This window comes from Streptomyces enissocaesilis (assembly GCF_039533765.1).
Taxonomy (GTDB): Bacteria; Actinomycetota; Actinomycetes; order Streptomycetales; family Streptomycetaceae; genus Streptomyces; species Streptomyces enissocaesilis.
On sequence record NZ_BAAAUD010000056.1, the window covers coordinates 46,530 to 73,244 of the forward strand.

Sequence of the window (26,715 nt, forward strand, 5' to 3'; positions counted from 1 at the left end):
ATCGGCGGGTGCACGCTGCCCTCACCCGAGCCGGTCCAGCTCTGGTGTTGACATCCAAGGCAGTCGATCCGGTTCAGGGCGCTGCGCACGACTAACTTCGCCGGCGAAGGACAGACCGGGTCCGGACATGACCGGGCCACGGCCATGTACTAGAGTTATCTCGACATCGAGATATCTGCCGAAGGCGTACCGCAGCCGCCGACCGGTAAGGGTGACCTAACTAAGTCTTACCTTAGCGGATGGCCAGGGGGTCGTGGCGGCAGGATGCGGTAGAAACGCGCACATTGAAGAAGGAGACTGTCGTGTCGGCGAACAGCTTCGACGCCCGCAGCACGCTGCGCGTGGGCGACGAGTCGTACGAGATCTTCAAGCTGGACAAGGTCGAGGGCTCCGCGCGCCTCCCTTACAGCCTGAAGGTGCTGCTGGAGAACCTGCTCCGCACCGAGGACGGCGCGAACATCACCGCCGACCACATCCGGGCGATCGGCGGTTGGGACTCGCAGGCCCAGCCCAGCCAGGAGATCCAGTTCACGCCCGCCCGCGTGATCATGCAGGACTTCACCGGCGTGCCCTGTGTCGTCGACCTCGCCACCATGCGCGAGGCCGTCAAGGAGCTCGGCGGCGACCCGGCGAAGATCAACCCGCTGGCCCCGGCCGAGCTGGTCATCGATCACTCCGTCATCGCCGACAAGTTCGGTACGGCCAACGCCTTCCAGCAGAACGTCGAGCTGGAGTACGGCCGCAACAAGGAGCGCTACCAGTTCCTGCGCTGGGGCCAGACCGCCTTCGACGAGTTCAAGGTCGTCCCCCCGGGCACCGGCATCGTCCACCAGGTCAACATCGAGCACCTGGCCCGTACCGTCATGGTCCGGGGCGGCCAGGCGTACCCCGACACCCTCGTCGGCACCGACTCGCACACCACCATGGTCAACGGCCTCGGCGTGCTCGGCTGGGGCGTCGGCGGCATCGAGGCCGAGGCCGCGATGCTCGGCCAGCCGGTCTCCATGCTCATCCCGCGCGTCGTCGGCTTCAAGCTGACCGGTGAGCTGCCGGCCGGCACCACCGCCACCGACCTCGTGCTGACCATCACCGAGATGCTCCGCAAGCACGGCGTCGTCGGCAAGTTCGTCGAGTTCTACGGCGAGGGCGTCGCCGCCACCTCGCTCGCGAACCGCGCCACCATCGGCAACATGTCGCCGGAGTTCGGCTCCACCGCCGCGATCTTCCCGATCGACGACGAGACGCTGAAGTACCTGCGCCTGACCGGCCGCGACGCCCAGCAGGTCGCGCTCGTCGAGGCGTACGCCAAGGAGCAGGGCCTCTGGCTCGACCCGGCCGCCGAGCCCGACTTCTCCGAGAAGCTGGAGCTCGACCTGTCGACGGTCGTCCCGTCGATCGCCGGCCCGAAGCGCCCGCAGGACCGTATCGTCCTCGCCAACGCCGCCGAGCAGTTCAAGGTCGACGTACTCAACTACGTCGAGGCGGGCGTGACCGGCGGCGACGGCCGCAAGCCGGGCGTCCCGCAGCAGGAGAAGCCGCACGGTGTGGCCTCCCCGGTCGACGAGGCGAGCTCCGAGTCCTTCCCGGCCTCCGACGCCCCGGCCTACGGCCACGACGACAACGGCGCCGGCGCCCCGCAGCACGACGCCGCCACGGGCGACGCGGTCCCGTCGAACCCGGTCACGGTCACCGCCCCCGACGGTTCGACGTACGAGCTGGACCACGGCGCCGTGACGGTCGCGGCCATCACCTCCTGCACCAACACCTCGAACCCGTACGTCATGGTCGCCGCCGCGCTGGTGGCCAAGAAGGCGGTCGAGAGGGGCCTGACCCGCAAGCCGTGGGTCAAGACCACGCTCGCCCCCGGCTCGAAGGTCGTCACCGACTACTTCGACAAGGCGGGCCTGACCCCCTACCTCGACAAGGTCGGCTTCAACCTCGTCGGCTACGGCTGCACCACCTGCATCGGCAACTCGGGCCCGCTGCCCGAGGAGGTCTCCCAGGCCGTCAACGACAACGACCTGGCCGTCACGTCGGTGCTCTCGGGCAACCGCAACTTCGAGGGCCGTATCAACCCCGACGTCAAGATGAACTACCTGGCCTCCCCGCCGCTGGTCGTCGCGTACGCCCTTGCGGGCTCCATGCGGGTGGACATCACCAAGGACGCGCTCGGCACCGACACCGAGGGCAAGCCGGTCTACCTCCAGGACATCTGGCCCACCGAGGCCGAGGTCAACGACGTCGTGGCGAACGCCATCGGCGAGGACATGTTCAACAAGTCCTACCAGGACGTCTTCGCGGGCGACGCCCAGTGGCAGGCGCTGCCGATCCCGACCGGCAACACCTTCGAGTGGGACAGCGAGTCGACGTACGTCCGCAAGCCCCCGTACTTCGAGGGCATGACGATGGAGACGACCCCGGTCGAGGACATCGCCGGCGCCCGCGTGCTCGCCAAGCTGGGCGACTCGGTCACCACCGACCACATCTCCCCGGCCGGCGCCATCAAGGCCGACACCCCGGCCGGCAAGTACCTCACGGAGCACGGCGTCGAGCGCCGCGACTTCAACTCCTACGGCTCGCGCCGTGGCAACCACGAGGTCATGATCCGCGGCACGTTCGCCAACATCCGCCTGCGCAACCAGATCGCGCCGGGTACGGAAGGCGGCTTCACCCGCGACTTCACCCAGCCCGACGCCCCGGTGTCGTACATCTACGACGCCTCGCAGAACTACCAGGCCGCCGGCGTCCCGCTGGTCATCCTGGCGGGCAAGGAGTACGGCTCGGGCTCGTCCCGCGACTGGGCGGCCAAGGGCACCGCGCTGCTCGGCGTCAAGGCCGTCATCGCCGAGTCGTACGAGCGCATCCACCGCTCGAACCTGATCGGCATGGGCGTCCTTCCGCTCCAGTACCCGGAGGGCGCCTCGGCCGAGTCCCTCGGCCTGACGGGCGAGGAGACCTTCGAGATCACCGGCGTCACCGGCCTCAACGACGGCGGCATCCCGGAGACCCTGCACGTCAAGGCGGGCGACGTGGAGTTCGACGCGAAGCTGCGCATCGACACCCCGGGCGAGGCGGACTACTACCGCAACGGCGGCATCCTGCAGTACGTGCTGCGGTCGCTGATCCGCAGCTAGTCGTCACAGCCTGACGCCGAAGGGGCGCACCCCAGTGGCGGGGTGCGGCCCTTCGGCGACTCCGGTGCGGTCAGAGCGCGCCGTTCCTCACGGCGGTGACGAAGGGCGCCCAGCCCGCGGCCCGGAACACGAGCGCGGGGCCCCCGGGTGCGGTCTTGCTGTCGCGGACGGGTATGACGCCGCCGGGGCAGTCGTCGGCGACCTCGACGCAGTTGCCCCCGTCGCCGTTGCTGTACAAGGACTTGCGCCACGCGGCCGTGCTCAGGTCAGGTGTGGTGATCATGTGTCGTGTAGTCCTTCGCCGCCGATTCGATCAGGGCCAGGGACGCCTCCGGCGACAGCGCGGCGGCCCTGGCCAGATCGTAGGCCGGTCGGAACTGGGCGACCAGGGCGGGTTCCTCGACGAGCTGGCCGGTATACGCGCCTTCGGTGTAGACGACGGGCGGCTCGTCGGTGAAGTCCATCAGGGACACGCTGGTGTCGAGGAACGGATGCGGGCCGGCGCTGAAGGGCATGACCTGGAGCACGACATGGGGCCGGGCGTGCGCCGCCTTGAGGAGATGCGTGAGCTGGCCGTGCATGACAGCGGGACCGCCGACCGGCACGCGGAGCATGGCCTCGTGGGTGATCACCCAGAACACCGGCGCCGTGGGCTAGGCGAGCAGCTCCGCCCGTTCCATCCTGGTGCTGACGTGCCCCTCGATCACCGACTGCGCGGCGAAGGGGTGGGCGCCACGGGTCAGCGCCCGCGCGTAGCCCTCCGTCTGCAGCAGTCCCGGAACCAGCATCGACCCGTACTCGCTGATCGCCGTCGCCCGCTGCTGCAGGTCCGCCGCGTCGGCGAAGTACGGGGCGACCTTGGACTTGCGTGCGAGGCGGCACAGGCGCTGAAGGTGCTCACCACTTCCCAGCACGCCGTCGAGCATCTTCGACAGGTCGAGTTGAGGCCGCCGCGTCGCGCTCTCCAACTGGCCGATGTACGCGCCGGAGCAGAAGACCTGCTCCCCGAGCTGCTCCTGCGAGTACCCACCGGCTTCGCGCAGGCGGCGCAGTTCCGAGCCGTAGAACGACCTCGGGTCGGTGTACGGATCGAGGTCCTTGGGCTGAGGCATGGGCAACGCTCCTTCCGCGCACACCGAGCGTAGCCGCCCGCAGTGACACTGCGCACACGAACGATTGCGACGCCGTGGCGGATGCGGGGCAGGGAGGACCGGCCGCCGGACCGGTCCTCCCCACGCCCGGGTCACCCCAGGAGTTCCACCTCGGCGAGGGTCGCCGGTCCGTCCGGTACCAGCCGGTACTTCTCGTACCTGTGGGGGGCGGCGACGGTGAAGACGCGGGTCTGGTGGTCCCAGGCGAAGGACTCTCCCGTACGCCTGTCGAGGTCCCTCCACTTCTCGCCGTCCCGCGAGCCCTGGAGCACCCAGCCCCGAGGGGCCTTGGCGCGGTCCGAGGAGGTGAGGGTGTACTGGAGGGCGCGGGTGTCCGGCTTCACCGCCAGGTCGAGGCTCTCGAACTGCGCGTCGGTGGCCGACGAGTTGTCGAACAGCGGACCGGAGCCCGTGATCGCGTCCGCGTGCGGCGACGGCACCTCGTCGTCCTGGGTGATGGAGACGGGCGCGGCCTTCCTGCCCGTGCCCCACGACGACGGCTCGGGGCCCATGTCGAACTCCAGCGTCCCGCCGCGCGCGAGCACGCTGTGCGGCAGCGCGGTGGACTTCCAGGGCTTGCCGTTGACCTTCAGGCCCTGGACGTAGATGTTCTTCGCGCTGTTCTTCGGAGCCCTGACCACGAGGTCGCGGCCGTTCTCCAGATGGACGGTCGTCTTCGTGAAGAGCGGCGAGCCGATCGCGTACTCGCCGCTGCCCATGACCAGCGGGTAGAAGCCGAGCGAGGAGAAGAGGTACCAGGCGGACTGCTCGCCGTTGTCCTCGTCGCCGTGGTAGCCCTGGCCGATCTCACTGCCGGTGTAGAGGCGGGAGAGGACCTCACGGACCTTCTCCTGCGTCTTCCAGGGCTGCGAGGCGGCGTTGTACATGTACGTCGCGTGGTGGGCCACCTGGTTGCTGTGCCCGTACATCCCCATCCGCACGTCGCGCGCCTCCGTCATCTCGTGGATGACACCGCCGTACGAGCCGGTGAACTCGGGGGACGCCGTCTCCGGGGTGGAGAAGTAGCGGTCGAGCTTGTCGCCGAGACCGGCGCGGCCGCCGTAGAGGTTGGCGAGGCCGCGTGAGTCCTGGGGCGCGGTGAAGGCATAGCCCCAGCCGTTGGTCTCGGTGTAGTCGTACCCCCACACGCGCGGGTCGTACTGCTCGGACGGGACCCGCCAGTCGCCCTTGAGGTCGCGGCCCTGGAAGAAGCCGGCCTTGCCGTCGAAGAGCTTGACGTAGTTGCGGGCGCGGTTCAGGAAGTACGCCGACTCCTCCTTGTAGCGCGCCTTCTTCGTCTTCGCGTAGAGCTTCTCGCCCATCTTCGCGAGGCCGTAGTCGTTGAGGTAGCCCTCCAGGGACCAGGAGAGGCCCTCGTGGGTCTTGGTGGAGGCGTACCCCAGGAAGGGGGAGGTCTCCATGCCCTTGCGGCCCACGCCCGAGGACGGCGGTACGACGGTGGCGTTCTTGAGGGCCGCCTCGTACGCCGCCTCGGCGTCGAAGCCGACGCCCTTGACGTACGCGTCGGCGAAGGCCACGTCGGAGGAGGTGCCGGTCATCAGGTCGGCGTAACCGGGGGAGGACCAGCGGGAGATCCAGCCGCCGTCCTTGTACTGCTGGACGAAGCCGTCGACGAGCCTGCCGGCCTTCTTCGGCGTGAGGAAGGAGTACGCCGGCCAGGTCGTCCGGTAGGTGTCCCAGAAGCCGTTGTTGACGTACACCTCGCCGTCGACGATCTTCGCGCCGGTGCGGGTCGGGGTGTCCGGGCCGGTCTGCTGGGAGAAAGGACTGGCGTACTGCTGCTTGGGGCGGGCCTTGGTGCCGGTGTTCTCGAAGCCGGAGTTCGGATACAGGTACAGCCGGTAGAGGCTGGAGTAGAGGGTCGTCAGCTGGTCGCGGCTCGCGCCTTCGACCTCGACGCGGCCGAGGATGTCGTCCCAGGCCTTCTGCGCCCGGTCCCTGACGCGCTCGAAGCGGGTGCCCGCCGGGATCTCGTCGGCGAGGTTCTTCTTCGCCTGGTCCACACTGATGAGCGAAGTCGCCAGCCGCAGCGTCACCTGGCGGTCGGCGCCCGGTTCGAAGCGGAGGTAGCCGGTGACGTCATCGCCTCCGCCGCCGCTGAGCTTGCCGCTCCCGGTGACCGGCGCGTCGAGGACGCCGTACACGAAGAGCCTGGTGGCGCCGGTGGACAGGCCGCTCTTGACGTCCGAGAAGCCGGTGAAGGAGCGGGTCGCCGGGTCGAGGGTGAGGCCGCCGTCGTTCGACACGTTGTCGAAAATGACGCTCGCGTCGTCACCGGGATAGGTGAACCGCATCATCGCCGCGTGGTCGGTCGGCGTCATCTCGGCCTTCAGGCCGTTCTCGAAGGTGACGCCGTACTCGTGCGCCTTCGCCGTCTCCTTCTCGTGCCGGAAGGGCAGGGCGCGCGCCTTGCGGGCGGCGTCCGGGGTGCCCGCGACGGCGGACGGCATCAGCTGGAACGTCTGGCGGTCGCCCATCCACGGGCTCGGCTCGTGGCTCGCGCTGAACGCCTGGATGGTGGGGAGGTTGTCGCTGTTGTTGCCGCGGGCGTAGTCGTAGAGCCAGCTGGTGGAGGCCGCGTTGGTCACCGGCGTCCAGAAGTTGAAGCCGTGCGGGACGGCGGTGGCGGGAATGTTGTTGCCGCGCGAGAAGGCGCCGCTGGAGTTGGTGCCACGGGTGGTCGACACGTAGTCGGAGAGATGGGCGAAACGCTTCTCCGGCGCCTTGGGGGCGAGGGTGACGTCGTCGACCCAGCCGCTGAACTTCGCCGGCCCCTTCGGGGAGTCGTACGCCACCAGCACCCGGTCGACGGTCTTGCCGGCCGCGACCGCGCCGATCCGCGAGGCCTTGTGGTTCCACTGGTTGACGTACAGCGTCTTGGAGGCGCCCTGACCCTGTGGGGACAGGGCCGCGCCGTGCTGGTCGACGGCGCGCAGGTCGCTCAGATAGGTGCCGTCCGTGAAGGCCAGGTCCACCGACACGTTCGTGGCCGGGTAGTCGAGGTCGGTCTCGGGGAGGGAGGGGAAGACCCGGTAGGACAGCTCGGTGTCCCGCGTGACGCGCGTGTCGACGTCGAAGACCTTGTTGTACGAGTACGCCCGGCCCTGCGGCTTGTGCGCGCCGGCGTACCGCAGCGCCCGCTTTCCCGTGAAGCCCGCGCCCGCCTTGGCGGTGGGGGAGCCCGAGGGTCCGCGGTCGACCTGGCTGCGCATGTCGTCCGGGGCGGGCGCGGAGGTGTCACCGTTCGAGAACTGAACGTCCGCGAGCTGGGTGGCGCCCGAGGCGCCGTTGTTGCGGGTGACGTCGAGGCGGTAGTGCGCGTACGCCGTCGTGTTCTCGAAATCGAAGCTCTTCGTCTCGAAGCGCTTCGCGAAGGTCTGTCCCGCGCGGGTGTCGAGGACCTTCCACTCCTTGCCGTCGGCGGACCCCCTGAGCGTCCAGTCCTTCGGGTCGCGCTCCGCGTGATCGTTGGCCGAACTCAGGGCGTATGTCACGACCTTGACCGGTTCGTCCAGGTCGAACTCGATCCAGGCGGTCGGCTCGAAGGCCAGCCATTTGGTGGCGGACTGGACGTCGACGAGGTTCTCCTTGACCTCTCCGCCGCCGGTGTTCTCGCCGCTGGCGCGCAGTTCGACGACGCGGTCGGTCACATTGCCCGGAATTCCGGCACTGTATCCGCCGTCGACCCCCGAGGAACGCTTCTCGCCGCCGGGTCCGGTTTCTACGGTGTTGCGCCAGTCCGGCTGGGGCTCGTCGGCCTCGAAGGAGGAGCTGAACGTGCGCTCGGGCTCCGGTGGCCGGTCGGGCCGGGCGACGGCGGCGGAAGGGGCCGTGACGACCAGCAGCAGGGCGGTCGCCGCGACGGCGGCCGCCGTATGGCGTGGTGCGTACCGAGGTGTGTACTGCATTCCGGACTTTTCCTCCCCTTGGACAACGTTGTCATGGGCAGTGCATGAGACCCAGTAGGAAGCCAAGTCGCCGATGGTGTCAAGGGTGTTGTCTGTGAAGGGGGAGGTGAAGGGGGTGCGTCGGGTCCGCGGAGCCGTGCGGGCGACCGCCTGCGCGTTCCCCGTACCCGTGAGGTCTCAACTAGGGAAAGACTGCCGCCCAACCTTGCTTTCGATCTTGCCCAGTTGACGTGAAGTGGACTATACCTGTCGGCGTCCGCAAAGCCGTTTGACGGCCGCGGACCAGGGGGACGGGGACCGGTGGGGGAAACTGCTGCGGCGGTTGCCGAACGCTATTGTCCGTACCTTCTGCAACTCAGCACGACCCAGCGTCATTTGACTGCGGTGGCGGGGCCCTTCGCCTAGGCGAAATAAGTACGGGCGACCGGTACACCGCCTGAGTCCTGGAGAAGGCGAGGACTTGAGCATGGGATCCACCTCCGCCCACAACAATGAGGGCCTTGGCCGTCGCGATCTGATCAAGCGGTCTGCCGCACTCGGTCTGGTCACCGTTCCGACGATGAGCTTCCTGTCCGCCTGCGCGAGCGGCGACAGCGGCAGCGACGAGAAGGTCGAAAAGGGCAAGAAGACCGGCAAGAACCCGCTGGGTGTCAATGAGAGCGCGCCGCTCGAAATCGTCATTTTCGACGGTGGATTCGGAACGAAGTACGCCGAGGACGCCAAGGCCGTCTATGAGAAGACCTATCCCAAGGCGACGGTCGAGTTCTCCAAGACGCAGAAGATCCAGTCGGTTCTCCAGCCCCGCTTCAACGGCGGCACCCCGCCGGACCTGATCGACAACTCGGGCGCCCAGCAGATGGACATGGGCGTCCTGGTCGGCAAGAAGCAGCTCACCGACCTCACCCCGCTGCTGGACGCCGCCTCCGTCGACGACCCGGCCAAGAAGGTCCGCGACACGCTGCGGCCCGGCATCGTCGAGATGGGCCAGTTCGACGGCGACCCGGTCTGGATCATGTACTACGCGTACACCGTCTACGGCGTCTGGTACTCGCAGACCGCGCTGGAGAAGCTGGACTCGGCGTACCCGGAGAACTGGGACGACATGCTCGCCCTCTGCGCCAAGGCGAAGAAGAAGGGCATCGCGGGCTGGACGTACCCGGGCAAGCACCCGTACTACGTGCCGTTCTCGCTGTACCCCTTCATCGCCAAGATCGGCGGTGCCGGGGTGCTGGACGCGATCGACAACCTGGAGCCGAGGGCCTGGGAGCACCCCGCGGTCAAGGCGGCCTTCGAGGCGTACTACGAGCTCTTCAAGAAGGGCTACATCCTCAAGGGCACCCCCGGCCTCGACCACCGCGGTTCGCAGGGCGCCTGGGCCCGCGGCAAGGCGCTGTTCATCCCGAACGGCTCCTGGGTGGAGAACGAGGAAGCGGCGATCATCCCCAAGGACTTCAAGCTGTCCGTGGGCGCGCCGTCCGGCCTCGACTCCTCCGACAAGCTGCCCTTCGGGACCATCTGGGCCTCCGGCGGTGAGCCCTTCATCGTCCCGGCCAACGCGAAGAACCCCGAGGGCGGCATGGAGCAGCTGCGCATCATGCTCAGCGAGGCCTCCTCGAAGTCCTTCACGGCCAGCACGAAGTCGCTGTCCGCCTTCAACGGCGGTACGGACGGCATCGAGTTGTCGGACGGCCTCAAGTCGGGCGTCGCCGCGCTGGACAGGGCCGGCGAGAACGTGGTGAACCCGCGTCTGCAGGACTGGTACGTGAAGCTGCAGAAGGAGCAGATCGGCGTCGCCGGAATCGGCGAGATGATGGCGGGCCGCGCGACTCCGGCCGAGACCATCAAGAAGATCCAGGGCTTCGCCGACAAGGCCGCCAAGGACCAGTCCATCAAGCACTTCAAGCACCAGTGACAGCGCGTCACCAGCGGCGGCATCGCAGGAAGGTCGGAGTCGGCAACGATGCAACACGGTAAGTACCGGTTCATAGCCGGGTTCCTGGCGGTTCCCATGACGTTGTACGTCATCTTCGTCATCTGGCCGTTCATCCAGTCCATCTACTACTCGTTCACGGACTGGACCGGCCTGAGCCCGGAATTCAAGATGGTCGGCTTCGACAACTACAGCAAGATGCTCGACGACGACATCTTCTGGAAATCCCTGCAGCACAGCGTTCTGCTCGCGATCGTGCTGCCGCTGGTGACGCTGGGCCTCGCGCTCTTCTTCGCCTTCATGCTCAATGTCGGCGGGCGGCGCCGCAAGGGCGCCGCCATCGCGGGCGTCCGCGGTTCGGCGTTCTACAAAATCGCCTATTTCTTCCCGCAGGTGCTCTCGATCGCGATCGTGGCCATCCTGTTCCAGTTCGCCTTCGACCCGGCCCAGGGCATGATCAACGAGTCGCTCAAGGGGCTCGGCTTCCAGGACGTCCCGGACTGGCTGGGCGATCCGCAGCTGGCCCTGTGGTGCATCATGGCGGTCCTCGTCTGGTGCACGACCGGCTTCTTCGTGGTGCTGTTCTCCGCCGGCATGGCCTCCATCCCGAAGGACTTCTACGAGGCGGCGCTGCTGGACGGTGCCAGCCGGATCACGACCTTCTTCAGGATCACGCTGCCGCTGCTCTGGGACACGGTGCAGTCCGGCTGGGTCTACATGGGCATCCTGGCGCTGGGCGCCGAAGGCTTCGCCATCGTGCACATCATGAGCGTCGGCCCCGGCGGGCCCGACTACTCGACGACCGTCCTGCCGCTGTACGTCTACCAAACGGCGTTCCGCGACGGACAGGCGGGCTACGCGACCACGATCGGTGTCGCCCTGCTCCTCGTGACGCTGGCCTTCGCGGCCGTCGTGATGCGGCTGGGCCGGCGCGAGCGGCTGGAGTTCTGATGAAGACCACTGACACCCCTCCCACCGGCCTCGACGACGCGAGCGTGCCGGAGCGGCGCACCACCGGCCGGTCCGCCGGCGCGGCCCCGGCGAAGAGCAGCGAGGGCAAGGTCCTCAACGTCTTCTCGCACGGGATGCTGGTCCTCTGGGCCTTCATGGTCATCCTGCCCCTGCTGTGGGCCGTGATGTCCTCCTTCAAGAGCGACGCGGACATCTTCAACACTCCGTGGTCGCTCCCCGACTCCCTGAACTTCGACAGCTGGGGGAGGGCCTGGACCCAGGCGCACATGAGTGAGTACTTCCTCAACACCGTCGTGGTGGTGGGAGGGTCGCTCGTCGGCACCCTGGTGCTCGGTTCGATGGCCGCCTATGTGCTCGCGCGCTTCGAGTTCCCCGGGAACCGCTTCATCTACTTCCTGTTCGTCGGCGGCATGAGCTTCCCGATCATGCTGGCGCTGGTGCCGCTGTTCTACGTCCTGGACAACATGGGGCTGCTGAACACGATGCACGGCCTGATCCTGGTCTACATCGCGTACTCGCTGCCGTTCACCGTCTTCTTCCTCACCTCGTTCTTCCGTACGCTGCCGACGTCCATCGCGGAAGCGGCGATCATCGACGGGGCCTCGCACACCCGGACGTTCTTCCAGGTCATGCTGCCGATGGCCAGGCCGGGCCTGATCAGTGTCGGCATCTTCAACTTCCTGGGGCAGTGGAACCAGTACATGCTGCCGACGGTGCTCAACACCGACCCGGACAAGCGCGTGCTCGCCCAGGGCCTGGTCGAGCTCTCCACCAGCCAGGGGTACAAGGGCGACTACTCCGGCCTCTTCGCCGGTCTGGTGATCGCGATGCTGCCGGTCCTGGCGGCGTACGTCGTCTTCCAGCGCCAGGTCGTCTCGGGCCTGACCGCGGGAGCGCTGAAGTAGTCGCGGGAGCGCTCACGCAATACGGACCCGTCCGGTTCTCCCGGCACGGCGAATGCCCCGGCGGCTTTCTGCCGGGGCATTCGTTTTCGGCGGATACCCCAGCGGCTCAGCCGCAATTCCCGCAGCTGTCCCGGCCTGCGGAACTGCCTGGAATCGAACCGCCGAAGTTGACGCACTTCCCGGCGGCGTTCCTGGAGACCGCGGCGAAGTGCGAGTAGGTGCCCGAGTCCGTGTGGCTGCCGGCGCCCCGGATGCCGGGCCGGGCCGACATGGACTGGTCGATGCCGTGCCCGGCCGTCGTCGGGGTGACCAGGCAGTTCTCGCCGTACGTCCCGCTCCACGGCAGGTAGAGCGTGCCGTTCCTGGCACCCGCCGGGTCGAGGACGGTCCTCGAGTCCAGGGTGGAGACGGTCCCGGACGGCCATTCGCAGCCCGCACGGGCCGCCCCGGTCAGCGTGTGCGCCGCGGCCGGTGTCGCGGTCCCGCCGACGAGTGCGGCGGAGAGCGGAACGGTGGACGCGCCCACTGTGCAGAGTTTTTTCGGATTGAGCCCGGATGCCATGGTCTTCACGTCAGTTCCCTTGTTCATTCCTACGGTCACTGGAACGACACGTGGTGCTTCGGTGCGTCGCCGGTCCCATGGACCGGAACACCCGGCGGCAGGGAAACAGAGGAATTCGCCAGTCCGGCCCGTCGGCCCGCTCGGCCGATCCGCTCGGCCCGTCGACTCCGACGACCCGGCCCCGCGGTCCGATCCCGCCCCGGCGGCGCGCGGGACGTCGGCCGGCCGGGCCCCCGTGGCCCTCAGGTCTTGACGGGGGGCAACCCGAAAGGCTCATCTTAGAGTTCACATGTTGGAGAAAGAGGAGAGTCAATGGAGACTCCGGGGTCGCAGACGTCACTGCACCGGGCCAACCTGGAACGGGTCGTACGCGCCGTGCGCATGGCGGGTTCGCTCACCCAGGCAGAGATCGCCAGGAGCACAGGGCTCTCCGCGGCCACGGTGTCCAATATCGTCCGCGAGCTGAAGGACGGCGGGACCGTCGAGGTCACCCCGACCTCCGCGGGCGGCCGCCGGGCGCGCAGCGTCTCGCTCAGCGGTGACGCCGGCATCGTCATCGGCGTCGATTTCGGCCATACGCACCTGCGCGTCGCCGTCGGCAACCTCGCCCACCAGGTGCTCGCCGAGGAAGCCGAGCCGCTGGATGTCGACGGTTCGGCCGCCGAGGGCTTCGACCGGGCGGAACACCTGGTCAAGCGGCTGATCGCGGCGAGCGGCCTCAGCCAGGACAAGGTGATCGGCGTCGGCCTGGGCGTACCGGGCCCGATCGACGTGGAGTCCGGCACGCTCGGCTCGACGTCTATCCTGCCGGGCTGGAAGGGCATCAACCCGAGCAAGGAGCTGGCCGGGCGCCTCGGCGTGCCCGTGTACGTCGACAACGACGCCAACCTCGGCGCGCTCGGCGAGCTGGTCTGGGGGAGCGGGCGCGGGGTCAAGGACCTGGCGTACATCAAGGTCGCGAGCGGCGTCGGCGCCGGTCTGGTGATCAGTGGCCAGATCTACCGGGGGCCCGGCGGCACGGCCGGCGAGATCGGACACATCACGCTCGACGAGTCGGGCCCGGTCTGCCGCTGCGGCAACCGCGGCTGCCTGGAGACCTTCACGGCCGCCCGGTACGTCCTGCCGCTGCTGCAGTCCAGCCACGGCGACGACCTGACCATGGAGCGCGTGGTCCGGCTCGCGCGCGAGGGCGATCCGGGCTGCCGCCGGGTGATCGGGGACGTCGGCCGCCACATCGGCAGCGGGGTCGCCAACCTCTGCAACCTGCTCAATCCCAGCCGGGTGGTCCTGGGCGGGGACCTCGCGGAAGCCGGTGAGCTGGTGCTCGGGCCGATCCGCGACTCGGTCTCGCGCTACGCGATCCCGAGCGCGGCCAGGCAGCTCTCGGTGCTTCCGGGGGCGCTCGGCGGACGGTCCGAGGTCCTGGGCGCGCTCGCGCTCGTACTCAATGAAATGGGCGATTCTTCCCTTCTGGACAGCGCCCTGCCCGCGAGTGCTCCTGCCTTCACTTAGATAACGAATGGCACCGTTGTCATCTCGTTAAGGATTTACTCCTTGACGCTGTCACCGGGGCGGAGTTGACTTCCAGCCACCTCGGCCGCAACGACGCGGCCTCGTCAGGGAGGTTTCTGAAGTGAACACGCGTATGCGTCGTGCCGCCGTGGCCGTGGCCGCCACCGCTATGGCTGTTTCCCTCGCCGCCTGTGGCAGCGCCAAGGAGTCCGGGAACGCCACAGGGGGAGCCAAGGAGTCGGAGGGCGGCAAGAAGACCGACGCCCTCAAGATAGGTCTGCTGCTTCCGGAGAATCAGACCGCTCGTTACGAGAAGTTCGACAAGCCGCTGATCGAGAAGAAGATCAGCGAGCTGACCGGTGGCAAGGGCGAGGTCGTCTACGCCAACGCCAAGCAGGACGCCACCGTCCAGACGCAGCAGATCGACACGATGATCACCAACAAGGTCGACGTGCTGATCCTGGACGCGGTGGACGCCAAGGCGGTCGCCAACGGCGTGAAGAAGGCCAAGGACCAGGGCATCCCGGTCGTCGCCTTCGACCGCCTCGCCGAGGGCCCGATCGACGCGTACACCTCCTTCGACAACGAAGAGGTCGGCCACGTCCAGGGCAAGGCCCTGATCGAGGCGCTGGGCGACAAGGCCGAGGACGCCCAGATCGTCATGATGAACGGCGCCATCACCGACCCGAACGCCAAGCTCTTCAAGAAGGGCGCGCTGGCCGAGCTCGAGGGCAAGGTCAAGATCGGCAAGTCGTACGACACCAAGGAGTGGAAGCCGGAGAACGCCAACGCCAACATGGAAGGCGCGCTCTCCGCCCTCGGCAAGGAGAAGATCGACGGCGTCTACTCCGCCAACGACGGCATGGCGGGCGGCATCATCACCGCCCTCAAGGGCGCCGGCCTCTCCAAGCTCCCGCCGGTCACCGGCCAGGACGCCGAACTCGCCGGTGTGCAGCGCATCGTCGCCGGTGAGCAGTTCATGAGCGTCTACAAGCCGTACGCCCCGGAGGCGGCGGCCGCCGCCGAGATGGCCGTCGCGCTCGCCAAGGGCGAGAAGCTCGACTCCATCGCCAAGGACACCGTGGACAACGCCAGTGTCAAGGGCGTCCCCACCGTGCTCGTGCCGGTCGTCTCGCTGACCAAGGACAACATCAAGGACACCGTCATCAAGGACGGCGTCTACACGGTCGCCGAGATCTGCACCCCCAAGTACAAGGCCGCCTGCGACGAGCTCGGGCTGAAGTAGGTCCCCGCTCCCACGGGATTCCCCCGCGGCTGAAGCCTGTCCGGTGCCCCGCCCTCCACAGCCCCGCAGCTCGGGCCGGGCGCCGGACGGAACACCCCGCACCCCCCACTTTCTTGCTCGACCTCCGCGCCGGTCAGGCGGCGAAGGAGATGGTTCACGTGTCCGCTACGCCCGTGCTGGCGTTGCGAGGGGTCTCCAAGCGGTTCGGTGCCGTCCAGGCGCTCACCGACGTAGAGCTTGAGGTCCACGCCGGTGAAGTGGTCGCCCTGGTGGGCGACAACGGCGCCGGAAAGTCCACGCTGGTCAAGACGATCGCCGGCGTGCACCCCATCGATGACGGCGTCATCGAGTGGGAAGGCGGCGCCGTACAGATCAACAAGCCCCACGACGCCCAGAACCTCGGCATCGCGACCGTCTACCAGGACCTCGCGCTGTGCGACAACATCGACGTCGTGGGCAACCTCTACCTCGGCCGGGAGCTCCGCAGGCGCGGCGTCCTCGACGAGGTCGAGATGGAGCGCCGCGCCCGCGAGCTCCTCACCACGCTGTCCATCCGCATCCCGAGCGTGCGCATCCCGATCGCCTCGCTCTCCGGCGGTCAGCGCCAGACCGTGGCCATCGCCCGCTCCATGCTCGGCGAGCCCAGGCTCGTCATCCTCGACGAGCCGACCGCGGCCCTCGGTGTCGAGCAGACCGCGCAGGTCCTCGACCTCGTCGAGCGGCTGCGCGACCGCGGCCACGCGGTCATCCTCATCAGCCACAACATGGCGGACGTCAAGGCCGTCGCGGACAAGGTGGCGGTCCTGAGGCTGGGCCGCAACAACGGCGTCTTCGACGTCGCGACCACCTCGCAGGAAGAGATCATCTCAGCCATCACCGGTGCCACGGAGAACGCCGTGACCCGCCGTGCGGCGCGCAACGCGGAGGTCCAGAAGTGAGCACCGACAAGACCTCCACGCCCGTCGGAGAGCCGGCGCCGGTCGACGCGCCCGCCCCCGCCGCCGTCACGGCCGTCGACCCGCGCCTGCTCGTGCGCGAGCAGGGCTTCGCCGGCTACCTCTCCGAGTTCAAGCGCAAGATGCGCGCCGGCGACCTGGGCTCCGTACCCGTCGTCATCGGTCTGATCGTCATCTGGGCGATCTTCCAGGGCCTGAACTCGAACTTCCTGTCCGCGGGCAACCTCAGCAACATCGCCGTCTCCATGGTCGCCACCGGCATGATGGCCGTCGGCATCATCTTCGTGCTGCTGCTCGGCGAGATCGACCTCTCCGTCGGCTCGGTCAGCGGTGTCTCGGGCGCCATCGTCGCCGTACTCAGCGTCACCAACGGCATCAACGAATGGCTCGCGATCGTCGCCGCGGTCGTCGGCGGCGCCCTCATCGGCGCGATCCACGGCTTCTTCTTCGCCCGGATCGGCGCCCCCGCCTTCGCCGTCACCCTGTCCGGCCTGCTGTTCTGGCAGGGCTTCATGCTCCAGCTGCTCGGCAGCAACGGCACGATCAACCTGGACTCCGAGGGCCTGGTCGGCCGGCTCACGACGTACTACTTCTCGGACGTCGCCGCCGCCTACGGCCTCGCCGCGGTCGCCGTCGCCGCCTTCTTCCTCTCCTCCTTCACCGACAGCCGCCGCCGCCGGGCCGCGGGCGTCCCGTCCCGGCCGCTCAGCGAGATCGTCCTGCGCACGGCGCTGCTCGCCGTCCTGGCCTTCGCCGCCGCGGCCACCTTCAACCAGTACAAGGGCCTGCCGCTCGCGGTGCTGCTCTTCCTCCTGGTCCTGGTGGCGTCCGACTTCGTACTCCGCCGCACCACGTACGGCCGCAAGATCTTCGCGCTGGGCGGCAGCGTCGAGGCGTCCCGGCGGGCCGGCATCAACGTCACGGCGGTCCGGATCTCGGTCTTCGCCATCGCCGGTACGTTCGCGGCCGTCGGCGGCCTGTTCTGGGCCTCCAAGATCGCTGCGGCCAACCAGAGCGCCGGCGCCGGCGACCTGCTGATGAACGTCATCGCGGCGGCCGTCATCGGCGGCACCAGCCTCTTCGGCGGTCGCGGCCGCACCTGGAACGCGCTCCTCGGCGTCATGGTGATCACCTCGATCCAGTACGGCCTGGCCCTCGAAGGCATCGCCACCCCGATCCAGTACATGATCACCGGCGGTGTCCTGCTGGCGACCGTCGTGATCGACTCCGTCACCCGCAAGACCCAGAAGACGGCGGGCCGCGCCTGACCGCTTCACCCCAGGCGTGCCCGGCACCGGACCCCGGTGCCGGGCACGCCTGCGCGTACGCCCGGCCCCGTCCCCGCCCCGGCCGGCGCATGGCGCGGAACCCGCCGCCCGATGACTACAGTCGCGGGCGGAACATTAGACTCGACAGACCGGCAAGCAGACAGTTCAACTGCAAGGAGGCACGGGTGGCGCTGCTGACCCGCATCACGGGACCGCGCGATCTGGACCGGCTCACCCCGGAGCAGCTGGACCGGCTGGCCGCCGAGATCCGGACATTTCTCGTCGACGAGGTCTCGAAGACCGGCGGACACCTGGGGCCCAACCTCGGTGTGGTCGAGCTGACGATCGCTCTCCACCGTGTCTTCGAGTCGCCGAAGGACAAGATCCTCTTCGACACCGGACACCAGAGTTACGTCCACAAGCTGCTCACCGGCCGCCAGGACTTCTCGAAGCTGAAGATGAAGGGCGGCCTGTCCGGCTACCCCTCGCGCGCCGAGTCCGAGCACGACGTGATCGAGAACTCGCACGCCTCGACCGTCCTGGGCTGGGCCGACGGCCTCGCCAAGGCCAACGAGGTCCTGAAGAAGGACGACCGCGTCGTCGCCGTCATCGGTGACGGCGCGCTCACCGGCGGCATGGCCTGGGAGGCGCTGAACAACATCGCCGTCGCCAAGGACCGCCCGCTCGTGATCGTCGTCAACGACAACGAACGTTCGTACGCCCCGACCATCGGCGGCCTCGCGAACCACCTCGCGACCCTGCGCACCACCGACGGCTACGAGCGCTTCCTCGCCCGCGGCAAGGACATCCTGGAGCGCACCCCGGTCGTCGGCCGCCCGCTCTACGAGACCCTGCACGGCGCGAAGAAGGGCCTCAAGGACTTCATCGCCCCGCAGGGCATGTTCGAGGACCTCGGCCTGAAGTACGTCGGCCCGATCGACGGCCACGACATCGAGGCCCTGGAGTCCGCGCTCCAGCGCGCCAAGCGCTTCGGCGGCCCCGTCATCGTGCACTGCCTCACCGAGAAGGGCCGCGGCTACCAGCCGGCCCTCGCCGACGAGGCGGACCGCTTCCACGCCGTCGGCAAGATCCACCCCGACACGGGCCTGCCGATCGCCTCCTCGGGCGTCGACTGGACCTCGGTGTTCGGCGAGGAGATGGTCGAGCTCGGCAAGGAGCGCGAGGACATCGTCGCGATCACCGCCGCGATGCTCCAGCCGGTCGGCCTCGACAAGTTCGCCAAGGCGTTCCCGGACCGGGTGTACGACGTCGGGATCGCCGAGCAGCACGGCGCGGTCTCCGCGGCGGGCCTGGCCACCGGCGGCCTGCACCCCGTCTTCGCCGTGTACGCGACCTTCCTCAACCGGGCCTTCGACCAGGTCCTGATGGACGTCGCCCTGCACCGGTGCGGCGTCACCTTCGTCCTGGACCGGGCGGGCGTCACCGGCACCGACGGAGCCTCGCACAACGGCATGTGGGACATGTCGATCCTCCAGTGCGTCCCGACGCTGCGGATCGCCGCCCCGCGCGACGCCGACCAGGTCCGCGCCCAGCTGCGCGAGGCCGTCGAGGTCGACGACGCGCCCACCGTCGTCCGCTTCTCCAAGGGCGCGGTCGGCCCCGCGGTCAAGGCCGTGGGCAAGGCCGGCGCCATGGACATCCTGCGCAGGCCCGCCGAAGGCGCCGCGGACGTCCTGCTCGTCTCCGTGGGCGCGCTCGCGCCGATGTGCCTGGAGATCGCCGACCTCCTCGACCGGCAGGGCATCACCACGACCGTCGTCGACCCGCGCTGGGTCAAGCCGGTCGACGAGGCGCTCGCGCCGCTCGCCGAGCAGCACCGCGTCGTCGTCACCGTCGAGGACAACAGCCGCGCCGGCGGTGTCGGCTCCGCGATCGCCCAGGCGCTGCGGGACGCGGGCGTCGACGTGCCGCTGCGCGACTTCGGCATCCCGCCGCGCTTCCTCGACCACGCCTCCCGCAAGGAGGTCATGGCCGAGATCGGTCTGACGGCCCCGGACATCGCCCGCCAGGTGACGGGTCTGGTGGCCAGGCTGGACGGCCGCCTGGAGGCCGCGCCGGCCGAGGCCGCGCGCGACTGACGCGTCCCGCAGGCGTCCCGTACGCGTCCGTACGGACAGGAGACCCGCCCCGAGCAGAAGCTCCGGGCGGGTCTCCCGCGTTTCGGTCGGCCAAAAGGGTCAACTCGCAGGGCCGGTACGCATACCGGTCCGTGCCTCCCATCGGGTGAAACAGGGCGGCGGTCCTCGTGGGGAGTGACCGGTTCACTCACGATCATGACTGAAACTCGCTCACTTCAAGGTTGGGCGACAGCCGACAGTCGGAGGTACGCCGGTGAGTACGCAGCACGACCCAGGGCCGGTCAAAGGCGGCATGTTCCGCACCAAGACGGTCGAACAGTCGATCCGCGACACGGAGGAGCCGGAGCACGAGCTCAAGAAGTCCCTCTCCGCGCTGGACCTGACGGTCTTCGGAGTCGGCGTCATCATCGGCACCGGCATCTTCGTCCTCACGGGCAAGGTGGCCAAGGAGACGGCGGGCCCCGCGACCGCCCTCGCCTTCGTCGCCGCGGGCATCGTCTGCGCGCTCGCCGCACTCTGTTACGCCGAGTTCGCCTCCACCGTCCCGGTGGCCGGTTCCGCGTACACCTTCTCGTACGCCTCACTCGGCGAGCTGGTCGCCTGGACCATCGGCTGGGACCTGGTCCTCGAGTTCGCCCTGGGCACGGCGGTGGTGGCCGTCGGCTGGTCGGGCTACGTCCGCTCACTGATGGACAACATCGGCTGGAGCATGCCCGAAGTGCTCTCCGGGCCCGAAGCGGCGGACGGGTTCGGCTTCGACCTGCTGGCGTTCGTCCTGGTCCTGCTGCTCACGGTCATCCTGGTGGTCGGCGTGAAACTCTCCGCCCGGGTCACCGCGCTGGTGGTCGCCATCAAGGTGACCGTGGTGCTGATCGTGATCGTCGCGGGCTCGTTCTTCATCGAGGCCGACAACTACTCGCCCTTCGTCCCCGACCCGGTGCAGCAGCCCGCCGGGTCGGGCATGGACGCCCCCCTGGTCCAGCTGATCTTCGGTTACGCGCCCACCAACTTCGGCGTCATGGGCATCTTCACCGCCGCCTCGGTCGTCTTCTTCGCCTTCATCGGCTTCGACGTCGTGGCCACCGCCGCCGAGGAGACCAAACTCCCGCAGCGCGACATGCCGCGCGGCATCCTCGGCTCGCTCCTCATCTGCACCGTGCTGTACGTCGCGGTGTCCCTCGTGGTAACCGGCATGCAGCACTACAGCGAACTGTCGGTGAGCGCCCCGCTCGCCGACGCGTTCAAGGCCACCGGGCACCCCTTCTACGCCGGTGTCATCAGTTTCGGCGCCGCGGTCGGTCTCACCACGGTCTGCATGATCCTGCTGCTCGGCCAGACCCGGGTGTTCTTCGCGATGAGCCGCGACGGGCTGCTCCCGCGCTTCTTCTCCGTCACGCACCCGAAGTTCCGCACCCCGTACCGCCCGACCATCCTGCTCGGTGTGCTCATCGCGGTCATCGCGGGGTTCACCAGCCTCGAAGAGCTCGCGACGCTGGTGAACATCGGCACGCTCTTCGCGTTCGTCGTCGTCGCCCTCGGCGTGATCGTCCTGCGCCGGACCCGGCCCGACCTGCACCGCGCCTTCCGTACGCCGCTGGTGCCGCTGGTCCCGATCCTCTCGGTGGCCGCCTCCCTGTGGCTGATGCTCAATCTGCCGGCCGAGACCTGGCTGCGGTTCGGCATCTGGATGGCGCTGGGCTACGTGCTGTACTTCGCGTACGGCCGCGGCCACAGCCGCCTCGGCCGCCTCGGCGACGGCGCCAAGTACTAGGTACGGGTACCGGGTACGGGGCCGTTGCCTCCGGCGGGCAAGGTTCTGTCCCCGGTGCGCTCCGGTTCCGTACGTCCCGCTCCCTACGGCCCGTCCGGGCCGCCCGGCCGGGGCCGCACGGTGCGCGGCCCCGCACACCGTGCGCCGTACGCCTCCACGCGCTGCCTGAGCTCCCGGTCGGCGGTGACGACGAGGACGGCCGCCCCCTTGCCCGTCTCCTCCGCGACCACCTCGACGATCCGGTCGTCGCCGCTGCCGGGCGCCGCCTCGACCCGTACGCCGGGCACGGAGGCGACCCCACGGGCGGCGCCCTCGACCACGAGGACCACGGAGAGCGGGCCCGGGTGGCCCGGGAGGCCCTCGCCGGCGTAGCCCCGGAGGCGGTCGCGCAGCCGCTCGGCGGCCCCGTGGCGGTCGCGCCACCAGCCGTCGGGGACGGATCCGACGACATTGGCAGCGTCCACGACGACCAGGGTTCTCATACCGTTCTCCTAGCACGAGCATGCTGGACGAACCAGCGTCATCAGGCAAAACGCTATGCTTGTTCGATACCACGGAGAACCGAAGAGCCGATGCACAGAAGGTTGGCGTGACGCCATGAGGCCGCGGAGCGCGCGTAAGGCCGAGCCGATTCCCTCCTCCCCGCCCGGCCCTCCCCCGCTCGCGACCGGGCCGGGGACGAGCCGGTGGCTCCTGCGCGGCAGGGACGGCCGGCTCACCGCCTACGCCCCCACCGACGGCGGGCTGCTGCGCTGGACGGAGACGGCTCCGGGCGGCCCCGGGTGGGCGGGCCCGCAGTTCTTCCCGGCGCCCGGCATCGAGGACGTCGTCCTCGCCCAGGGGCCCGACGGCTACGTGCACTTCGTCGGCCGGCGCCAGAAGGCCGGGGCGGTGGACATCGTGCACGCCATCCAGTACCAGACCGGCCGCCCGCTGACCGCCTGGCACTCCCTCGGCAACCCGTACCAGGCCGCCGAACGCGGTCTCAGGATCGGCAGCCCGGCCGCCGCCGTCAACACGGCGGGTTCGGTCCACGTCTTCGTACGCAACGCCGGGCGCGGCCTCCAGATGCGCCGTCAGGCCGCGAACGGCAAGTGGGAGGGCTGGAAGGACCTGCGCGGCAGCAAGGCCCATGACGGTCCGGTCGCGGTGGCCACGGCGTCCGGCACGGTGGAGGTCCTCGTCCCGGCGGAGGCCGGGCTGCTGCGCTGGACGCAGGAGAAGCCCGGGGGCGGGCTGATACGGGCCGAGGACGTCCCGCTGTCCCCTGCGGTCCGTACGGTCACCGGCCTGGAGACCGCCGACGACCGCGTCACGTACTACTGGAACGACCCCGGCTCCAAGGGCATCACCGCCCACCGTCCCGGCGAGGACCCCGTCGTCCTGTCCGGCAGCCCCGCGGACAGCCCGCCCGCGGCCCTGCGCGCCGAGATCGGCGGCCACGACTGCACGGTCCTGGCCCACCGCGGCAGCGACGGCCGGCCCGTGCTCGCGGCGTGCCTGGCGCAGGCCGAGGGCGACGGGGTGTGGTGGACCGCGACGGGCGGGGAATGCGTGGGCGCGCCGGCGCTGGCGGTCGACGGCGCGGGCCGCGTCGTCCTCGCGGTGATCGGCCGGGACGGCGCGCTGCACGTGGCCCGTCAGAAGCCGGAGGAGGGCCTGGCCCTGGCGGCCTGGGCCCGCGTCTGACCTCACTCGCCCCTCAACGCCCGTGCCCGGCCCACCTCTTGGCGGGCCGGGCACGGGCGCGTACAGCGGACGGGGTTACGCCGGGACGCTCGCCACGCCCTGCGGCAGGAACTTCTTGCCGTTCACGCGCTCCGCGTAGCCCTCGCGGTCCAGGTACGGCGTGATGCCGCCCAGGTGGAAGGGCCAGCCGGCGCCCGTGATCAGGCAGAGGTCGATGTCCTGCGCCTCGGCGACGACACCCTCCTCCAGCATCAGCCCGATCTCCTGCGCCACGGCCTCCATGACGCGGGTGCGGACCTGCTCCTCCGTCAGGACGGTGTCGCCCTGCTCGAGGAGAGCGGCGACCTCGGGGTCCAGCTCGGGCTTGAACCCGTTCTCGGCGGAGTAGACGTAGAAGCCGCGCTTGCCGGCCTTGACGACCGCCGCCAGGTTCGGGGACACCGTGAAGCGCTCGGGGAAGGCGCGGTTCAGGGTCTCCGAGACGTGCAGGCCGATGGCCGGGCCGACCAGTTCGAGGAGCACCAGCGGGGACATCGGCAGACCGAGCGGCTCGATGGCCTTCTCGGCCGTCTCGACCGGGGTGCCCTCGTCGATGACGTTCTGGATCTCGCCCATGAAGCGGGTCAGGATGCGGTTCACGACGAACGCCGGGGCGTCCTTGGTGAGGACCGCGGTCTTCTTCAGCTTCTTCGCCACGCCGAAGGCGGTGGCCAGCGACGCGTCGTCCGTCTTCTCGCCGCGCACGATCTCCAGGAGCGGGAGGATCGCGACCGGGTTGAAGAAGTGGAAGCCGACCACGCGCTCGGGGTGCTGGAGCTTCGACGCCATCTCGGAGACGGACAGCGACGAGGTGTTGGTCGCCAGGATCGCGTGGGCGGGGGCCACGGCCTCCACCTCCGCGAACACCTTCTGCTTGACCGACATCTCCTCGAACACGGCCTCGATGATGAAGTCCGCGTCCGCGAAGCCCTCGGCCTTGTCGAGCACACCGGAGACCAGGCCCTTGAGACGGTTGGCCTTGTCCTGGTTGACGCGGCCCTTGCCGAGCAGCTTCTCGATCTCGGCGTGGACGTAGCCCACGCCCTTGTCGACACGCTCCTGGTCGATGTCGGTCAGGACGACCGGCACCTCCAGGCGGCGCAGGAACAGCAGGGCGAGCTGCGAGGCCATCAGGCCGGCGCCGACGACACCGACCTTGGTGACCGGACGGGCCAGCGACTTGTCCGGAGCGCCGGCCGGCCGCTTGGCGCGCTTCTGCACCAGGTTGAAGGCGTAGATGCCGGAGCGCAGTTCGTCGCCCATGATCAGGTCGGCGAGCGCGGTGTCCTCGGCGTCGAAGCCCTTCTGCAGGTCGCCGTCCTTGGCCGCCTCGATGATCTCCAGGGCGCGGTACGCCGCCGGGGCCGCGCCGTGCACCTTGGAGTCCGCGACGGCCCTGCCGCGCGCGACGGCCTGGTCCCATGCCTCGCCGCGGTCGATCTCCGGCCGTACGACCTGGATCTCGCCGCGCAGCACGGACGCGGTCCAGATCAGCGACTGCTCCAGGAAGTCCGCGCCCTCGAAGATCGCGTCGGCGATCCCGAGCTCGTAGACCTGCGCGCCCTTGAGCTGCTTGTTCTGGTTGAGCGAGTTCTCGATGATGACCGAGACCGCCCGGTCGGCGCCGATCAGGTTCGGCAGCAGCGCGCAGCCGCCCCAGCCGGGAACCAGGCCGAGGAAGACCTCGGGCAGCGAGAACGCGGGGAGCGCGGCCGAGACCGTGCGGTAGGTGCAGTGCAGACCGGCCTCGACGCCGCCGCCCATCGCCGCGCCGTTGTAGTACGCGAAGGTCGGGACGGCGAGTCCGGACAGACGGCGGAAGACGTCGTGGCCGCCCTTGCCGATGGCCAGCGCGTCCTCGTGGCGCTTCAGCAGCTCGACGCCCTTGAGGTCGGCGCCTACGGCGAAGACGAACGGCTTGCCGGTGAGGCCGACGCCGACGATCGTCCCCTCGGCCGCCTCCTTCTCGACCTGGTCGACGGCGGTGTTGAGGTTCGCCAGCGACTGCGGGCCGAAGGTGGTCGGCTTGGTGTGGTCGAAGCCGTTGTCCAGCGTGATCAGCGCGAACCGGCCCGCGCCCGACGGCAGCTCGAAGTGCCGTACGTGGGCGTTGGTGACGACCTCGTCCGGGAACAGCTCGGCCGCACCCTTCAAAAGCTCAGCGGTGGTGCTCACTTGCTGCCTCCGGCGTCCTTGTGGTTCGGGTTCTCCCAGATGACGGTGGCGCCCATGCCGAAGCCGACGCACATCGTGGTGAGGCCGTAGCGGACCTCCGGCTGCTCCTCGAACTGGCGGGCCAGCTGCGTCATCAGACGCACGCCGGAGGAGGCCAGCGGGTGGCCGTAGGCGATGGCGCCGCCGTACTGGTTGACGCGCGCGTCGTCGTCGGCGATGCCGTAGTGCTCCAGGAACGCGAGGACCTGGACCGCGAAGGCCTCGTTGATCTCGAAGAGGTTGATGTCCTCGATGGACAGTCCCGCCTTGGCGAGGGCCTTCTCCGTGGCCGGGATCGGGCCGTAGCCCATGACCTCGGGCTCGACGCCGGCGAAGGCGTACGAGACCAGGCGCATCTTGACCGGCAGGCCGTTCTCGCGGGCGAAGTCCTCGGAGGCGATGATCGAGGCGGTGGCGCCGTCGTTCAGACCGGCCGCGTTACCGGCGGTGACGTTGCCGTGGACGCGGAACGGCGTCTTCAGGTTCGCCAGCGACTCCAGGGTCGTGCCCGGGCGCATCGGCTCGTCGGCGGTGACCAGGCCCCAGCCCGTCTCACCGGCCTCGGCGTTCGTGCGGCGGACCGAGACCGGCACCAGGTCGGCCTGGATTTTGCCGTCGGCGTACGCCTTGGCGGCCTTCTCCTGCGAGCGCACGGCGTACTCGTCGGCGCGCCGCTTGGTGATGTCCGGGTAGCGGTCGTGCAGGTTCTCGGCGGTCATGCCCATGAAGAGGGCGGACTCGTCGACCAGCTTCTCGCTCACGAACCGCGGGTTCGGGTCGACGCCCTCGCCCATCGGGTGGCGGCCCATGTGCTCGACGCCACCGGCGATCACGGCGTCGTACGCGCCGAAGGCGATCGAGCCGGCGGTCGCCGTCACGGCGGTCAGCGCGCCCGCGCACATGCGGTCGATGGAATAGCCGGGGACGGACTGCGGCAGACCGGCGAGGATGCCGGCGGTACGGCCGAGCGTGAGGCCCTGGTCGCCGATCTGCGTGGTCGCGGCGATGGCGACCTCGTCGATCTTCGCGGGGTCGAGGGCCGGGTTGCGGCGCAGCAGCTCCCGGATCGCCTTCACGACGAGATCGTCGGCGCGGGTCTCGTGGTAAATGCCCTTCGGGCCCGCCTTGCCGAACGGGGTGCGGACGCCGTCGACGAAGACGACATCCCTGACGGTACGAGGCACGATTGGCTCTCCTCCAGGGTGCGGGATGGCACTGCTGCACACACGGCACGCCGCGTGAGCGTGTTGCGTACCGCCATGCTACTTGCGGGTAACCAAGCTGCCCACCCCCCACGACGGGAGCGGCGAAGGTCACACGGAGAAGCCCCCGGCCGCA

Annotated in this window: 17 protein-coding genes and 1 pseudogene; 11 read left to right on the forward strand and 7 right to left on the reverse strand. The window is 69.2% G+C overall.

Going from position 1 to position 26,715, the window contains the following annotated elements; all coding sequences use genetic code 11:
• Positions 1-302 precede the first annotated feature (302 nt).
• On the forward strand, positions 303-3,134 hold the full coding sequence (locus ABD374_RS28870) for an aconitate hydratase (RefSeq protein ID WP_344499069.1): 2,832 nt from the start codon (positions 303-305) through the stop codon (positions 3,132-3,134).
• 70 nt (positions 3,135-3,204) lie between these two features.
• On the opposite strand, the gene ABD374_RS28875 is transcribed toward ABD374_RS28870, so the two are convergent.
• The 3 genes and pseudogenes from ABD374_RS28875 to ABD374_RS28885 all read right to left on the reverse strand — a co-directional run bounded on the left by ABD374_RS28875 (position 3,205) and on the right by ABD374_RS28885 (position 8,214).
• On the reverse strand, positions 3,205-3,417 hold the full coding sequence (locus ABD374_RS28875; protein WP_344499071.1) for a DUF397 domain-containing protein: 213 nt from the start codon (positions 3,415-3,417) through the stop codon (positions 3,205-3,207).
• Positions 3,401-4,246 (reverse strand): annotated as a pseudogene (locus tag ABD374_RS28880) (helix-turn-helix domain-containing protein). The gene ABD374_RS28875 and the pseudogene ABD374_RS28880 overlap by 17 nt, the downstream one beginning before the upstream one ends.
• Positions 4,247-4,377: 131 nt before the next feature.
• Complete coding sequence (locus tag ABD374_RS28885) at positions 4,378-8,214, reverse strand: GH92 family glycosyl hydrolase (protein WP_344499073.1); 3,837 nt, start codon at positions 8,212-8,214, stop codon at positions 4,378-4,380.
• A gap of 466 nt (positions 8,215-8,680) precedes the next feature.
• Between ABD374_RS28885 and ngcE the strand changes: the two genes are divergently transcribed.
• From ngcE to ABD374_RS28900, 3 genes are read left to right on the forward strand one after another with little or no spacing between them, the layout of a single operon-like run.
• Positions 8,681-10,126 carry an N-acetylglucosamine/diacetylchitobiose ABC transporter substrate-binding protein gene (gene ngcE, locus ABD374_RS28890; RefSeq protein WP_344499075.1) on the forward strand — a complete coding sequence of 482 codons (1,446 nt, stop codon included), beginning with the start codon at positions 8,681-8,683 and terminating at the stop codon, positions 10,124-10,126.
• A gap of 48 nt (positions 10,127-10,174) precedes the next feature.
• A complete protein-coding gene (locus ABD374_RS28895; protein WP_344499077.1) occupies positions 10,175-11,095 on the forward strand; it encodes a carbohydrate ABC transporter permease in 921 nt (306 codons plus the stop codon).
• Entirely contained in the window at positions 11,095-12,021 is a 927-nt protein-coding gene (locus ABD374_RS28900; RefSeq protein ID WP_344499079.1) for a carbohydrate ABC transporter permease, read from the forward strand. The genes ABD374_RS28895 and ABD374_RS28900 overlap by 1 nt, the downstream gene beginning before the upstream one ends.
• Positions 12,022-12,127: 106 nt before the next feature.
• Here the strand turns inward: ABD374_RS28900 and ABD374_RS28905 are convergent, their stop codons facing one another.
• Positions 12,128-12,592 carry a hypothetical protein gene (locus ABD374_RS28905; RefSeq protein WP_344499081.1) on the reverse strand — a complete coding sequence of 155 codons (465 nt, stop codon included), beginning with the start codon at positions 12,590-12,592 and terminating at the stop codon, positions 12,128-12,130.
• Between the two features lie 303 nt (positions 12,593-12,895).
• On the opposite strand from ABD374_RS28905, the gene ABD374_RS28910 reads away from it, so the two are divergent.
• From ABD374_RS28910 to ABD374_RS28935, 6 genes are all read left to right on the forward strand, one after another.
• Entirely contained in the window at positions 12,896-14,095 is a 1,200-nt protein-coding gene (locus ABD374_RS28910; protein WP_344499083.1) for an ROK family transcriptional regulator, read from the forward strand.
• Positions 14,096-14,216: 121 nt separating this feature from the next.
• Positions 14,217-15,341, forward strand: a complete 1,125-nt coding sequence (locus ABD374_RS28915; RefSeq protein ID WP_344499084.1) for a sugar ABC transporter substrate-binding protein — start codon at positions 14,217-14,219, stop codon at positions 15,339-15,341.
• Positions 15,342-15,490: 149 nt separating this feature from the next.
• Complete coding sequence (locus tag ABD374_RS28920; protein WP_344499085.1) at positions 15,491-16,279, forward strand: ATP-binding cassette domain-containing protein; 789 nt, start codon at positions 15,491-15,493, stop codon at positions 16,277-16,279.
• Positions 16,276-17,565, forward strand: a complete 1,290-nt coding sequence (locus ABD374_RS28925; RefSeq protein WP_344499087.1) for a sugar ABC transporter permease — start codon at positions 16,276-16,278, stop codon at positions 17,563-17,565. Before ABD374_RS28920 ends, ABD374_RS28925 begins: the two co-directional genes overlap by 4 nt.
• 185 nt (positions 17,566-17,750) lie before the next feature.
• Positions 17,751-19,664, forward strand: coding sequence for a 1-deoxy-D-xylulose-5-phosphate synthase (dxs, locus tag ABD374_RS28930; protein ID WP_344499089.1), 1,914 nt, complete (start codon positions 17,751-17,753; stop codon positions 19,662-19,664).
• A 292-nt stretch (positions 19,665-19,956) separates the two neighbouring features.
• Positions 19,957-21,435 carry an amino acid permease gene (locus ABD374_RS28935; RefSeq protein WP_344499304.1) on the forward strand — a complete coding sequence of 493 codons (1,479 nt, stop codon included), beginning with the start codon at positions 19,957-19,959 and terminating at the stop codon, positions 21,433-21,435.
• Between the two features lie 83 nt (positions 21,436-21,518).
• Here the strand turns inward: ABD374_RS28935 and ABD374_RS28940 are convergent, their stop codons facing one another.
• Positions 21,519-21,917, reverse strand: a complete 399-nt coding sequence (locus ABD374_RS28940; protein ID WP_344499091.1) for an NYN domain-containing protein — start codon at positions 21,915-21,917, stop codon at positions 21,519-21,521.
• Positions 21,918-22,032: 115 nt separating this feature from the next.
• On the opposite strand from ABD374_RS28940, the gene ABD374_RS28945 reads away from it, so the two are divergent.
• Positions 22,033-23,124, forward strand: a complete 1,092-nt coding sequence (locus ABD374_RS28945; RefSeq protein WP_344499093.1) for a DUF8189 domain-containing protein — start codon at positions 22,033-22,035, stop codon at positions 23,122-23,124.
• 75 nt (positions 23,125-23,199) lie between these two features.
• Here the strand turns inward: ABD374_RS28945 and ABD374_RS28950 are convergent, their stop codons facing one another.
• Positions 23,200-25,338 carry a 3-hydroxyacyl-CoA dehydrogenase NAD-binding domain-containing protein gene (locus ABD374_RS28950; protein WP_344499095.1) on the reverse strand — a complete coding sequence of 713 codons (2,139 nt, stop codon included), beginning with the start codon at positions 25,336-25,338 and terminating at the stop codon, positions 23,200-23,202.
• Positions 25,335-26,561 (reverse strand): thiolase family protein, encoded by a 1,227-nt coding sequence (locus ABD374_RS28955; protein ID WP_344499097.1) that lies wholly within the window; start codon positions 26,559-26,561, stop codon positions 25,335-25,337. Before ABD374_RS28955 ends, ABD374_RS28950 begins: the two co-directional genes overlap by 4 nt.
• Positions 26,562-26,715: the final 154 nt, after the last annotated feature.

Excerpts from the sequence above, each read along its gene's own strand:
- ABD374_RS28945 (WP_344499093.1), top strand. The coding sequence starts at position 22,033 with ATGAGGCCGCGGAGCGCGCGTAAGGCCGAGCCGATTCCCTCCTCCCCG.
- ABD374_RS28910 (WP_344499083.1), top strand. The coding sequence starts at position 12,896 with ATGGAGACTCCGGGGTCGCAGACGTCACTGCACCGGGCCAACCTGGAA.
- ABD374_RS28885 (WP_344499073.1), bottom strand. The coding sequence starts at position 8,214 with ATGCAGTACACACCTCGGTACGCACCACGCCATACGGCGGCCGCCGTC.
- ngcE (WP_344499075.1), top strand. The coding sequence starts at position 8,681 with ATGGGATCCACCTCCGCCCACAACAATGAGGGCCTTGGCCGTCGCGAT.
- ABD374_RS28920 (WP_344499085.1), top strand. The coding sequence starts at position 15,491 with ATGGTTCACGTGTCCGCTACGCCCGTGCTGGCGTTGCGAGGGGTCTCC.
- ABD374_RS28895 (WP_344499077.1), top strand. The coding sequence starts at position 10,175 with ATGCAACACGGTAAGTACCGGTTCATAGCCGGGTTCCTGGCGGTTCCC.
- ABD374_RS28875 (WP_344499071.1), bottom strand. The coding sequence starts at position 3,417 with ATGATCACCACACCTGACCTGAGCACGGCCGCGTGGCGCAAGTCCTTG.
- ABD374_RS28940 (WP_344499091.1), bottom strand. The coding sequence starts at position 21,917 with ATGAGAACCCTGGTCGTCGTGGACGCTGCCAATGTCGTCGGATCCGTC.
- ABD374_RS28935 (WP_344499304.1), top strand. The coding sequence starts at position 19,957 with ATGTTCCGCACCAAGACGGTCGAACAGTCGATCCGCGACACGGAGGAG.
- ABD374_RS28900 (WP_344499079.1), top strand. The coding sequence starts at position 11,095 with ATGAAGACCACTGACACCCCTCCCACCGGCCTCGACGACGCGAGCGTG.